The following is a 12,173-nucleotide window of genomic DNA, read 5'->3' as shown; positions in this document are numbered from 1 at the left end:
AGCATTGCCTTGCGGCGGCGTGCAAGGCCAGTCTAAATCCGGCCTATGTCCGCACATCCTTCCTCTGGCCTCGCCAAGGGCCGCGACTCCGTTTTCCCGGCCAGCGCGCATGACCGCCGCCGGGTCTCGAACTGGCTGTTCGCCATCTGCTTCATGCTGCTCGGCATGATCGCGCTCGGCGGGTATACCCGCCTGACGGGGTCGGGCCTGTCCATCATGGACTGGCGGCCGATCACCGGCATGATCCCGCCGCTGTCGCATGCGGAATGGGAACGGCAGTTCGAACTGTACAAGACCATCCCCCAGTACAAGATCCTGCATGACGGATTCGGCCTCGCCGGGTTCCAGCAGATCTTCTGGGCGGAATGGATCCACCGCTTCTGGGGGCGGTTGATGGGGATGGTCCTGCTGATCCCCCTGATCTGGTTCGCCGTCACCGGCGTCCTGTCGCGCCGCCTGATCGCGCGCCTGCTGCTGTTCTTCGTGCTGGGCGGACTGCAGGGTGCGATCGGGTGGTTCATGGTGGCCTCGGGCTTCAATCCCGACAGCACCGCCGTGGCGCCCGTGCGCCTCGTGCTGCATCTGTGCTGCGCCTTTGCGCTGTATATCGCCATCCTGTGGACCGCGCTTTCGACCCGTGCGCCGGAACCGGTGTTCATCCCCGCAACACCGGAGGTCGTGCGTATCCACCGCCTGGCGTGGGCCATCTGCTGCATCATCGGCATTACCGTCATCGCGGGCGGGTTCACCGCCGGGACGCATGCGGGCTTTTCTTACAACACCTTCCCGCTGATGGACGGGCACCTGATCCCGGCGGGATATGCGCGACTGCATCCCTTCTGGCTCAACTGGTTCCAGAACATCCCCGCCATCCAGTTCGACCACCGCCTGCTGGCGACCGCCACGGCGACGCTGATCGGTGTGACGATCTTCCTTGGCCTGCGCACGCCAAAACTGGGCCGGCCCGCACAGGACGCGCTGATGCTGATGGGGTGGGTCGTGCTGCTGCAATATGCGCTGGGCGTGACCACGCTGCTGCTGGTGGTGCCGGTCTGGGCCGCCACGGTGCACCAGACCTGCGCCGCGCTGCTGCTGACCACCGCGATCATGGTGCTGCACCGCCTGCGCGGGGTTGGCCGGGTCTGACGCCTGGTGGTGGGGTAACCGGCTGATAAAAGAATAAAAGTTCTGGGTGCCGCCTTTTTTTGAAAGGCGGCGTTCTTTTATGACCGGCTGCCGCCTGACACTTTGCCCGATGAACCGGGATGCAGGGGCCTGTGGTCCCTGCCGGGTCCGGGCAGGACCCGCGATCCTGCCCCCTGACGCGCTTAATGCGCGACAGGCTGCGATGCGGCGGAATTATCCTTTGGCACATCGGTGATATGCGGCGGCAGGGTTGGCGTGGCCTCGTCCTGCTGCGCCTTCGGCTGCGCGGCAGGGGCAGCACTCCCCGGCGGCACGGCCGAAGCCCCCGCTGGCGGCTGCGCAGCCGGAGCCGAGGGGGCAGCCGTGGAGGTCGCAGGCGCAACCGCGTCCTGCGCCCCGGCCGCATGATCGGCGGCAGGTGCCGCAGGTGCGGTGGCGGGGGGCTGCGCCGTTGCCTGTGCCGGTGCGCCAGAGGACGTATCGGCGGGCGCGGCGGCCGGTTTCGATGCGGCCTCCGCAGGGGCGGCCGTTGCCGGAGTCGCCGTTGCCGGGGCGGGCGTCGGGGGTGCGGACGGCTGGACCGGCGGTGCGCTCGACGGCGGGGTGGGCGCGCTTTCGCCGACGCTCGACACCTGCGGCAGGGACGGCGTCGGCGCGACCGGGCGCGGTGTCAGGGTCGTGGTCGGCAGGTTGTAGCTGTTGATCGTGGCCTTGTCGCTCTGCACGCCATAGGCGTTCATGGGCGGCAGGGCATGGGCCACCGGACGGTCCGGCAGGTCGGCGGCCGGGTTATGATCCAGCACCACGCGGGTATTCTGCGGGTAACGGTCCATCAGGCCCAGCAGCGTGCCATTGGTCCAGCCAAAGCCGATCTGCATCGGGTATTCGCCACCACCCTTGCCCCCCTTGGGGCTGATATAGGGGTTGGAGACGTCATATTTTTCCAGCAGCACGCCCGATTTTTCGTACGTGCCGATCACGCGCCCCATCCAGCGCGCGGCAATGTCGCTGGCCAGTTCGTCGTACCCGTACTGGTTCAGGCCCTTGACCGCCATCCACTGCAGCGGGGCCCAGCCATTGGGGGCGTCCCACTGCTGCCCGCTGTTGGTGCGTTCGGTGGCGATCAGGCCCCCGACCTTCAGCAGGTTCTTGCGGATCGTCTCCGCCACGGCCTTGGCCTGTTCGGGGGTCGACATCTGCAGGAACAGCGGCATGGCCGTCGCCCCCGACAGGATGGAGGTCGATTCGCCCTTCTTCCAGTCATAGTCGATATAGGCGGCGCGACGTTCATCCCACAGGATGCGCTGCATGGCGGCGACCCGTTCGTCCGCGATCTTCGCATACCGTGCGGATGCTTCCTTGTCCCCCTTCAGGGCATAGGCATGCGACAGCGTCTGCGCCAGATGCGGGATCAGGCAGTTCAGCTCCACCGTCAGCAGTTCCGTCGTGTGGATGGTTGACAGCGTATGCCCGTCCGCCAGCCAGCGCGAGGAGAAGTCCCATCCCGTTTCCGACCCGGCGCGCAGGTCACGATAGACCTCCTCCGGCTTGCGCGCCGACTGCGACGCCGCCGTGGCGAGGTCTTCGGGATAGCTTTCGTCGCGCGGCGAATCGCGATCGTCCCAATGGCGGTTCATCACCGTCCCGTCGGGCAGGCGCACGACATGGCGGTACGCCCCGCCCGGTGCGACCGAATCCGCGCCATCCATCCAGTAGTCATATTCCGCCTGCAGTTCCGGCAGGAACGTGGTGTAGGCGATCTGCCCGTCATGCATCGCCAGCAGATCGACCATCAGGGAGAAGAACGGCGCCTGCGAACGGCTGAGGTAATAGGTGCGGCTGCCGTTGGGGATATGGCCATAGCGGTCGATCATCGATGCCATGTCACGCACCATGTCGCGCATCAGGTCGATCTTCCCGTCTTCATACAGGCCGATCATGGTGAAGTAGCTGTCCCAGTAATACAGTTCGCTGAAACGGCCACCGGGCACGACATAGGTATAGGGCAGCGGTAGCTGGGAGGAGTACTGCACCTGCGTATCGGGCGGACGCTGCAGCACGTCCCACATGCCCATGATGTAGTCGCGCACGTTTTCATTGGGGCTGCGCTGGTAGGTGACGGTCTTGCGTTCCGGCAGGGTGAAATGCTGGCTGACGAAATCCTTCAGCACGAAATCCGGGCGCACCTTCGCCGCCCTGTACTGCGCCAGCAGGTCCTCGGGCGACTCGTCGGGGATGGCATCCACCGCCGTCTTGGCGTCGGTATAGATATGCGCGCGGGCAATATCCTCGAACAGGCCGTCAAGCACGACCGACGGCGGCCGCAGGTCCTGCGTGATGGTCACCGGCGCCGCCGCCTCCGTCAGCAGGGCATTGGCGGGGGGAACCATGTGCGAGCCGGCAAGTTCCTCCCTGTGCCCGTCCTGTGGCGTGGGGGCAAGGATGCCTGCGGGCGTATCGACATGGACCGCGGGCGACGTCGCCTTCGTGCCATCGGCGGCGGTGGCGGACGGTGCGGACGTCGGAACGGCCATGCCCTCGCCCCCCAGTCCCTGCGGCGTCGGCGCGGCATAGGAATCGTCATCCGGCGTTGTCGCGGCAGGTGGGGCCGCAGGCGCGGAGGCCGCCGGGGACACGGCGGGCGTCGATGCGGGCGCGGGGGTGACAGGCGTGGAAGATGCGGCGGGAGCAGCGGGAGACGGCGTGGCAGGCGGCGGTGCGGCGGCGGCTGGCGCGGGTGCCGTGACCGGGGGCGTGCCGGAAGCCGGAGCAGACGCCGCCGGAGCGGACACCGGGGGCATCATCGGACCTGCCGCTACTGTCCCTTCCGCATGGGGCTGCGCGGGGACGGCGGGGACGGAAGCGGCAGGGAGAGATGCTGCGACGGAAGCCTGCGAAGGGATTGGTGCGTCCTGACGGACTTCCTGCGAAAGGGCTGGACTCACTGATGACACGAGCGCGACCAGCGCGGCGCCGGCGCAGCACGCGGCCGGACGCGACAGGGCCGAACCGGCCATGAGGGAAACATTCACGAGACGTCTGAACTCCACGCTGTTGGGACCGCATATACCCCACACCATGCCCTGCATGCGAAGGGAACGAAAAGAAAAACCGCCTACATGGAGGGAAGTTCATTTTTTATTGTGTCCAGTTTATGTCCAGTTCATGTTGCGCCCCTTTTCCGCCGCATCCGCGATGTACGGTTTCGTCCCGACGGCAATGGCATTATGATTCGGGGGCATGGCCATGCACGCCCCGCCCTTCCCGCGTCGCACGACGCCCTGCCACCGGGGCGTGGCCACGTTCCCGTTACCCGCGGAGTATTCCCGATGTCGCCTGACCCCACCCCGTCCCCCCTGGCCACCACGGACAGCCTGTTTTTCGAACGCGCCGACGCACGCCTTGGCCGGACGGAGGCCGAACGCCTTGTCCAGCAGGCGCTGTCGGGCATGGATGACGGCGAACTGTTCCTGGAATACCGCGAAAGCGAGATGATCTCCCTCGACGAGGGGGTGATCCGTTCGGCAACCTTCGACACCTCCTCCGGCTTTGGCCTGCGTGCGGTGATCGACCAGGAAACCGGATTCGCCCATTCGGACGAAATCAGCGAAAGCGCCATCCGCCGCGCCGGTGAAACCGTGGCGCAGATCCGCGCGGGACGCAGCGGCACGCTGGCGGTGGGGCCGCAGGCGACGAACCACCGGCTTTACCCCACCCTCAACCCGCTGGGGGAGACGGACTTCGCCTCACGCGCGGCGTTGCTGTCGGAACTCGACGCCTATGCCCGTGCCCGCGACCCGCGCGTGGTACAGGTCATGGCATCGCTGTCGGCGCAGTGGCAGGCGGTGCAGATCATCCGTCCCGACGGGCAGCGCGTGGCCGACATCCGCCCGCTGGTGCGCATGAATGTCTCGGTCGTGGTGGAAAAGGACGGCCGCCGCGAAAGTGGCGGGCACGGGCTTGGCGGGCGGTATGCCTATACCCGCCTGCTGGATGCCGCCGTGTGGAAACCCGCCGTGGACGAGGCGTTGCGCATGGCGCTCGTCAACCTTGACGCCGCCCCGGCACCCGCCGGGGAAATGGAGGTCGTGCTGGGCGCAGGCTGGCCCGGCATCCTGCTGCATGAGGCCGTGGGCCATGGGCTGGAGGGGGATTTCAACCGCAAGGGCACCTCCGCCTTCGCCGGCCTGATGGGCCAGCGCGTGGCCGCCCCCGGCGTGACGGTGGTCGATGACGGCACCCTGCCCGAACGTCGCGGCAGCCTGACGGTCGATGATGAGGGCACGCCCACGGGCCGCACCGTCATGATCGAGGACGGGATCCTGACCGGCTACCTCCAGGACCGGCTGAACGCGCGCCTGATGGGGGTGCGGCCCACCGGGAACGGACGGCGCGAATCCTATGCCCATGCGCCCCTGCCGCGCATGACCAACACCATCATGCTGGGCGGTGACGCCACGACGGAGGACATGATCCGCACGACGAAGCGCGGGCTGTACGCCGTCAATTTCGGCGGCGGGCAGGTGGACATCACCTCCGGCAAGTTCGTCTTCGCCGCGTCGGAGGCCTACCTGATCGAGGACGGGAAGGTCACCACACCGGTCCGTGGCGCGACCCTGATCGGCAATGGCGCGGATGCGATGACCAAGGTCACCATGATCGGGCAGGAACCCGCCCTTGACCCCGGGATCGGCACCTGTGGCAAGTCCGGGCAGGGCGTACCGGTGGGCGTGGGACAGCCGACGCTGAAGATGACCGGCCTGACGATCGGCGGCACGGGCGGCTGACACCTGCGCCGGGTCGTCCGGAAGTCATGGTTTCCAAAGGGCAATGCCCTTTGGCGGGTTTCAGGGCAGAGCCCTGAGGATAAAGCGCCTTTTGAAGCTTTTTAAAAAAGCTTCACCAAAAACTTCTATCCGTCATCTTCCATGGGCGAGGCCGCCCCGTCCTGCTCCGCCCTGTTACGGGCATGGGCCATCAGGCCCTTCATGTGGCGGATGACGACGGGCAGGCCATCGAAAATCGCCTGCCCGATCAGGAAATGACCGATATTGAGTTCAACGATTTCCGGCCGCGCGGCAATCGGTGCGACATTGTCGTAACTCAGCCCATGGCCCGCATGCACCTCCAGCCCCATGGACGCGGCCAGCGTCGCCCCACGTGCGATCCGCGCCAGTTCACGCACCTGCGCATCCTCGCCCACGGCCCCGGCATAGGCCCCGGTATGCAGTTCCACCACCGCCGCGCCAACGCGCGTGGCCGCCGCGATCTGTTCCGCATCAGGGTCGATGAACAGCGACACACGTATCCCCGCATCCCGCAGGCGCGCGACATGCGCGGACAGCGCCGTCTCAGTCCCCGCGACATCAAGGCCGCCCTCTGTCGTGACTTCCTCGCGCCGTTCGGGGACGAGGCAGCATGCATGCGGGCGCAGGCTGGTGGCGATCCCGACCATCTCTGGCGTTGCGGCCATTTCCATGTTCAGCGGGATCGCCAGTTCCGCGCGCAGGCGTGACAGGTCACGGTCGCGGATATGCCGCCGGTCCTCCCGCAGATGGGCGGTAATGCCGTCCGCACCCGCCGCCTGCGCCAGCAGGGCCGCGCGCACGGGGTCCGGGTCGGTCCCGCCGCGCGCATTCCGCACGGTGGCGACATGGTCGATATTCACACCCAGACGCTGCGGGTGACGCGGGAAAGATGTCATGACCTGTTCCTGTGTACTGCCATTTCGGCGGCCATGCGCATCGCCGCCACCAGACTCGACGGGTCGGCGGTGCCATGGCCCGCGATATCAAAGGCCGTGCCGTGATCGGGGGACGTGCGGATGACCGGCAGGCCGAGCGTCACATTCACCCCCTGCGCCATGTCCAGTGTCTTGAGCGGGATCAGTCCCTGGTCATGGTACATGCACATCGCCACATCATAACGCGCGCGCGCCGTGGGCGTGAACATCGTATCGGGCGGCCACGGGCCGGTGATGTCCATGCCCTCCGCCCGCAGGGCCTCGATCGCGGGGATGATGATGTCGCGTTCTTCCGTGCCCATCGTGCCGCCCTCGCCCGCATGCGGGTTGAGGCCCGCAACCGCAATGCGTGGTGCATCAATGCCGAAATCCCGGCGCAGCGCGGCATGCGTGGTGCGCGTCGCACGGATGATGCCCGATGTATCCAGTTCCGCAATCGCCCGGCGCAGCGCGACATGGACCGTCACCGGCACCACCCGCAGGTACGGGCAGGCCAGCATCATGACCTCGCGCCCCGGCGCATCACACAGTTCACCCAGATATTCGGTATGGCCCGGATGGGGAAAACCCGCCCGGCGCAGCACGACCTTGCTGATGGGATTGGTGACGACGCCCGCGACCTCCCCCGACAGTGCCATGCGCACGGCGCGCGCGATGCTGCCGGTGATGGCGCCGGCATTGGCGCTGTCGGGATGGCCCGGCGTCACCGGGGCGGCAAGCGACAGCGGCAGGACGGGGATGGCGTCGGCAAATGCAGCGCGTGCCGCCGCCACATCAGGCACCACGCGCACCTGCCCCCCCGCGCGGGTCAGGATATCGGGATCACCGATCACGACGAAGGCCGGACCCTGCCGGTGCAGCGCGCGCCACGCGCCCACCGTGATTTCCGGGCCGATCCCCGCCGGGTCGCCCATCGTCAGGGCCAGCATGTCGGACATCGGCCGCACCTCCCGTCGTCAGCCCTGCGCGCCCGCCGCGATGGCGTGCAGGATGCGCACCCACGACCGGATGCCCTTGTGGAAGGAGACGAGGTCATATTTCTCGTCCGGGGAATGGGCGCGGTCATCATCCTGCGCGAACCCGATCAACAGCGCGGACATGCCAAGGATGTTGCGCATGTCGGCGGCGACGGGAATGGACCCGCCACATCCGATGGTGACGGCAGGCACGCCCCATTCCGCCCCCAGCGCCGCAAGGGCCGGACGCAGGCCGGTGGCGTCATCGGCCACGACACACGCGCCCGATCCGCCATGGGGGGCGAATTCCACCGTGCAGTCCTGTGGCAGGGCGGCGCGCACATGGCTGCAGAAGCTTTCGCGCACCCGCACCGGGTCCTGCCCCGCGACAAGGCGGAACGACACCTTGGCCGACGCCATGGCGGGCAGGACCGTCTTGAACCCCTCCCCCGTATAGCCGCCGGAAATGCCGTTGATCTCGAAACTCGGGCGGCACCATGTCTGCTCTATGGCGGTGTAGCCCTTCTCTCCCGCAGGCTGCGACAGGCCGACCGCACCGAGGAAGGTTGCGTCATCGGGCGCAATCTCGCGCCAGCGCGCGCGCAGTTCGGGGGAGGGTTCGCGCACGCCCTCGTAAAATCCCGGCAGCGTGACGCGACCGCTTTCATGATCCCGCACGGAGGCGAGGATCGTGCACAGCAGTTCGATCGGGTTGCGCGCGGCATTGCCGTAAATGCCCGAATGCAGGTCGCGCGTGGCGCATTTCAGGGTCACCTCCTCCCCCACCATGCCGCGCAGGGCGGTGGTGACGGCAGGCGTCGCGCCCAGCATGCCGGTATCGCAGATCAGGCCGATATCGGCGGCGAGTTCGTCGCGATGTTCCATCAGGAACGGCACGAGGTTAGGGCCGCCGCTTTCCTCCTCCCCCTCGATGACGAGGGAGATGCGCACCGGCATCGTACCCCGTGTCGCGCGGATGGCGCGCAGGGCCTCGATGAAGGTCATGACCTGTCCCTTGTCGTCGGACGCGCCGCGCGCGACGATCTGGCGCGCGCCGTCATCGCGTGTCACCATGACGGGTTCGAACGGGTCGCTGTGCCACAGGTTCAGCGGATCGACAGGCTGCACGTCGTAATGGCCATAGAACAGGACATGCGGGCCTTCGGGCGGGGTACGGTCATGGGCGACGACCACCGGATGGCCCGGCGTTTCACACACGCGGGCGGAAAAACCGATTTCCTCAAGCTCACGGCACAGCCACTGCGCCGCCGCACGGCAGTCGCCGGCATGTTCGGGCCGGGTTGAGACACTGGGAATACGCAGCAGGCCGAACAGGCGCGACAGGCTTTCCTCAAGCGCGCGATCGACATGATCGAGCACAGGCGTCAGGTCAGTGGAAAGGTCGGTCATCGGTCCTGGGATCCTTGCTGCTTTGGTCTGGTGCTGCGGTACCGCAACGCGCGCGACTGTGCGAATGATGCCATGAAAATGCAATCCCGCCGGATGACTGCCTGAAATGCCGTTCCCGACAGGGTGTACAGATATGAAAAGTTTTTGGTGAAGCTTTTTCCAAAAAGCTTCAGAGAACGCCGCCTTTTTGAAAAAAGCCGGCACCCAAAAACTTTTATTCATTTTATCAGCGGGTTATTTCAAAACCCACACTACCTTGCAGGCAAAGGATCAGAAGAACTGCCCCCGCAGGAAGCCCAGCGCGGGCAGCGGACGCCATGCGCGTGGCAGGTCGGTGCGCCGCACGGGGCGGATGTCATAGACGGGCACAGGCTGCCCCGACTGCCGCAGGAACGCGCGATAGGCCGCGACCTGCTGCATGCGCCATTCGCAATCCGCAAGCGCCGCCTGCCGCGTGGCATAGATGCTGGCGATACGCGTGCGCCGCCCCAATGTTGCGACCACGCCCCACATCCCGTCATCCCGACGGGCGGTGGCGCCAAAGGCAATGACTTTTCCCATCCCGCCCCTTTCCACCGCGCCCTCTTGCCGTGCGTGCGCAAGCCGCGCCATTCCGGCAATCCGGACATCCACGACATCATGTTGCATCGGCCGGATCAAGCTTTCATGCTGTCACAAACATTGTGACCACACCGCCCCGACAGGGTTTTCCTTGCAGGGGAAAATCCTTGACGCTAGGGAAGCGCATCATGATCCGTCTGTTCATCACGCTGCCGTTCGTGCTCGGGCTTATTATCCTGGCCGCCTGTAACCAGGGCTCAGCCCCCATGACATGGCTGGAGTGGCAGTGGAACTCCTCCCCCGGCGTGCTGGCGCTGCTGACGGGGGCGGTGTTCTATGCGCTGGGATATGTCTGCGCCTGGATCGGGACGCTGGGCCAGATCCGTCGCGCCCGAAAGGCGGAGCAGCAGGTCCGCACGCTGGAGGCCGAGGCCGCGACCCTGCGCGCCAGCGTGGCGGCCAATTCCGCAATGCCGGCGGCGGCAGCCACGCCCGCTCCGGCAGCGGCGCCCCCCACACCGCCACTGGCGGCACCTGTCATCCCATCCCCGACCCCCACTGAAAACAGGACCTGATCGCCCATGCCCGCAGGCCCCGCGCATTCCGCCCGCACACGTCCCACGCGCCTGATCGTCTCGCTCGACACCAAGGATCGCGCACAGGCCATCGCATGGCGCGACGCGGCCGTGAATGCATCGAAGCGTCCGGAGATCATGCGGCCGCCGATGGTGAAGCTGGGGCTGGAGTTCACCTATGCGCAGGGACTTGAAGCCGTAAGCGAGGTCGCGGGCGACCTGCCGCTGTTCCTTGACCTGAAGCTGCATGACATCCCCAACACCGTAGCCTCCGCCATCGGCAGCCTGGCGCGGGTGCGTCCGGCGATGCTGACGATCCACGCATCGGGGGGACGCGCCATGATCGCCGCCGCACGCAGGGCCGTGGACGACGCCTTTCCCGAAGGCGCGCGCCCGCTGCTGCTGGCGGTGACGGTGCTGACGAGCCTCGACGCCGAGGCGCTGCATGAAACCGGTGTCGAATCGAGCGTGGCGGACCAGGTGGTGCGACTGGGCCGTCTGGCGGTTTCGGCCGGGGCGGATGGACTGGTCTGCTCCCCCCATGAAATCGGCCTGCTGCGCGCGGCACTGGGCGAGGAACCGGTACTGGTGGTGCCGGGCATCCGTCCCGCCGGAAGTGCGGCGGGCGACCAGAAACGCATCATGACCCCGGCGCAGGCCCATGCGGCGGGCGCGGATTATATCGTGGTGGGGCGTCCCATCACCCGCGCGCCCGATCCGGCGGCGGCGGCGGCGGCCATCATGGCGGAACTGTTGGCCTGAACATGGCCATCGGGGTCAAGATCTGCGGCATTACCGAGGCCGGTGCACTGGACACGGCCATCAAGGCCGGTGCGCGATGGGTCGGGTTCGTATTCTTCGGCCCCTCCCCCCGCAATATCACGCCAGATGTCGCAGCCACACTGGCGGCACGGGTGCCTGCTGGCGGTCCCGGACGGATCGGCCTGTTCGTAAAGCCCACGGATGCGGAGATTGAACGCGTGCTCGACACCGTCACGCTCGACGGGTTGCAGGTCTATGCCCCCGAGGCACGCGCCATGGAAATCCGCGCGCGTTTCGGCCTGCCGGTCTGGCGCGCGGTCGGGATCGCGACACATGCCGACCTGCCGGACAGCACCGGCCTTGACGGGCTTGTCATTGAATCGCGCCCACCGGCAGGCAGCACACGACCCGGCGGCAATGCCCGCTGCCTCGACTGGGGCCTGACCGAGGGGTGGCGCGCGCCCGTGCCGTGGATGCTGGCCGGGGGTCTGAATCCCGTCAATGTGGCCGACGCCATCCGGCGCAGTGGCGCGCGGGCGGTTGATGTGTCATCGGGCGTGGAAAGCGCGCCGGGCGTCAAATCGCCCGACCTGATCCGTGCCTTCATGACGGCGGCAACGAACGCCCTTCCGGCTTAGGGACTGCCTTCGCCCAGGGCGCTGCCCTGAAACCCGCCAAAGGGCATTGCCCTTTGGAAACCATGACCTGCCCCCGCGACGTCGTTCAGATCATTCAAACGTTTGTCGGTGAAGCTTTTGATCCAGAAAGCTTCGGAAGACGCCGCCTTTACTGGATCAAGGGCGGCGCCCGGAAACGTTCAGTCCCTGACGCCAACACCTCAGGGATAGGGGTAACCATAGACCGGCGGAGGGGGTGGCGGCGGCGGATAGGCGTAATAGGGATAGGGCGCGGGATATCTGTACACGGGATAGGGATACCCATAATAGCGATAGGGAGAGAGCGCGCCGCCCACGATGGCCCCGGCCACCATTCCCGCGCCGAAACCACCCCAACCCCAGC

10 protein-coding genes and 1 pseudogene are annotated in these 12,173 nt (G+C 66.9%); 5 read left to right on the top strand and 6 right to left on the bottom strand.

What is annotated here, in order from left to right:
* Positions 1–45 precede the first annotated feature (45 nt).
* Positions 46–1,146 carry a COX15/CtaA family protein gene (locus HNH97_RS07545; protein ID WP_171790474.1) on the top strand — a complete coding sequence of 367 codons (1,101 nt, stop codon included), beginning with the start codon at positions 46–48 and terminating at the stop codon, positions 1,144–1,146.
* 182 nt (positions 1,147–1,328) lie between these two features.
* On the opposite strand, the gene treF is transcribed toward HNH97_RS07545, so the two are convergent.
* Positions 1,329–3,680 carry an alpha,alpha-trehalase TreF gene (gene treF / locus HNH97_RS07540; protein WP_171790502.1) on the bottom strand — a complete coding sequence of 784 codons (2,352 nt, stop codon included), beginning with the start codon at positions 3,678–3,680 and terminating at the stop codon, positions 1,329–1,331.
* A gap of 795 nt (positions 3,681–4,475) precedes the next feature.
* Here treF and tldD point away from each other — a divergent pair.
* On the top strand, positions 4,476–5,933 hold the full coding sequence (tldD, locus tag HNH97_RS07535) for a metalloprotease TldD (RefSeq protein WP_171790473.1): 1,458 nt from the start codon (positions 4,476–4,478) through the stop codon (positions 5,931–5,933).
* A 125-nt stretch (positions 5,934–6,058) separates the two neighbouring features.
* Here tldD and HNH97_RS07530 read toward each other — a convergent pair whose 3' ends face one another.
* From HNH97_RS07530 to HNH97_RS07515, 4 genes are all read right to left on the bottom strand, one after another.
* On the bottom strand, positions 6,059–6,850 hold the full coding sequence (locus HNH97_RS07530) for a pyridoxine 5'-phosphate synthase (protein WP_171790472.1): 792 nt from the start codon (positions 6,848–6,850) through the stop codon (positions 6,059–6,061).
* Positions 6,847–7,818: a 4-hydroxythreonine-4-phosphate dehydrogenase PdxA gene (pdxA, locus tag HNH97_RS07525; RefSeq protein WP_171790501.1), complete on the bottom strand. Its 972-nt coding sequence runs from the start codon at positions 7,816–7,818 to the stop codon at positions 6,847–6,849. Before pdxA ends, HNH97_RS07530 begins: the two co-directional genes overlap by 4 nt.
* A 27-nt stretch (positions 7,819–7,845) precedes the next feature.
* A complete protein-coding gene (locus HNH97_RS07520) occupies positions 7,846–9,255 on the bottom strand; it encodes a M20/M25/M40 family metallo-hydrolase (RefSeq protein WP_171790471.1) in 1,410 nt (469 codons plus the stop codon).
* Between the two features lie 270 nt (positions 9,256–9,525).
* Entirely contained in the window at positions 9,526–9,816 is a 291-nt protein-coding gene (locus HNH97_RS07515; RefSeq protein ID WP_110913834.1) for a hypothetical protein, read from the bottom strand.
* Between the two features lie 188 nt (positions 9,817–10,004).
* Between HNH97_RS07515 and HNH97_RS07510 the strand changes: the two genes are divergently transcribed.
* The 3 genes from HNH97_RS07510 to HNH97_RS07500 are packed head-to-tail and all read left to right on the top strand — an operon-like array spanning position 10,005 to position 11,791.
* Positions 10,005–10,391 carry a LapA family protein gene (locus tag HNH97_RS07510; protein WP_233044592.1) on the top strand — a complete coding sequence of 129 codons (387 nt, stop codon included), beginning with the start codon at positions 10,005–10,007 and terminating at the stop codon, positions 10,389–10,391.
* A 6-nt stretch (positions 10,392–10,397) separates the two neighbouring features.
* Complete coding sequence (gene pyrF, locus HNH97_RS07505; protein ID WP_110913811.1) at positions 10,398–11,153, top strand: orotidine-5'-phosphate decarboxylase; 756 nt, start codon at positions 10,398–10,400, stop codon at positions 11,151–11,153.
* Between the two features lie 2 nt (positions 11,154–11,155).
* Positions 11,156–11,791 (top strand): phosphoribosylanthranilate isomerase, encoded by a 636-nt coding sequence (locus HNH97_RS07500; protein WP_171790470.1) that lies wholly within the window; start codon positions 11,156–11,158, stop codon positions 11,789–11,791.
* Positions 11,792–11,991: 200 nt separating this feature from the next.
* Here the strand turns inward: HNH97_RS07500 and HNH97_RS07495 are convergent.
* A pseudogene (locus HNH97_RS07495) lies at positions 11,992–12,173 on the bottom strand (hypothetical protein); the annotation flags it as partial.

The sequence above is a fragment of the Gluconacetobacter entanii genome (assembly GCF_013155425.1).
Lineage (GTDB): Bacteria > Pseudomonadota > Alphaproteobacteria > Acetobacterales > Acetobacteraceae > Novacetimonas > Novacetimonas entanii.
This window is presented reverse-complemented; position numbering and strand designations above follow the sequence as displayed.

Bases quoted from the DNA above. Each gene is read 5' to 3' on its own strand.
- HNH97_RS07545 (WP_171790474.1), top strand. From the start codon at position 46: ATGTCCGCACATCCTTCCTCTGGCCTCGCCAAGGGCCGCGACTCCGTT.
- treF (WP_171790502.1), bottom strand. From the start codon at position 3,680: ATGGCCGTTCCGACGTCCGCACCGTCCGCCACCGCCGCCGATGGCACG.
- tldD (WP_171790473.1), top strand. From the start codon at position 4,476: ATGTCGCCTGACCCCACCCCGTCCCCCCTGGCCACCACGGACAGCCTG.
- HNH97_RS07530 (WP_171790472.1), bottom strand. From the start codon at position 6,850: ATGACATCTTTCCCGCGTCACCCGCAGCGTCTGGGTGTGAATATCGAC.
- pdxA (WP_171790501.1), bottom strand. From the start codon at position 7,818: ATGCTGGCCCTGACGATGGGCGACCCGGCGGGGATCGGCCCGGAAATC.
- HNH97_RS07520 (WP_171790471.1), bottom strand. From the start codon at position 9,255: ATGACCGACCTTTCCACTGACCTGACGCCTGTGCTCGATCATGTCGAT.
- HNH97_RS07515 (WP_110913834.1), bottom strand. From the start codon at position 9,816: ATGGGAAAAGTCATTGCCTTTGGCGCCACCGCCCGTCGGGATGACGGG.
- HNH97_RS07510 (WP_233044592.1), top strand. From the start codon at position 10,005: ATGATCCGTCTGTTCATCACGCTGCCGTTCGTGCTCGGGCTTATTATC.
- pyrF (WP_110913811.1), top strand. From the start codon at position 10,398: ATGCCCGCAGGCCCCGCGCATTCCGCCCGCACACGTCCCACGCGCCTG.
- HNH97_RS07500 (WP_171790470.1), top strand. From the start codon at position 11,156: ATGGCCATCGGGGTCAAGATCTGCGGCATTACCGAGGCCGGTGCACTG.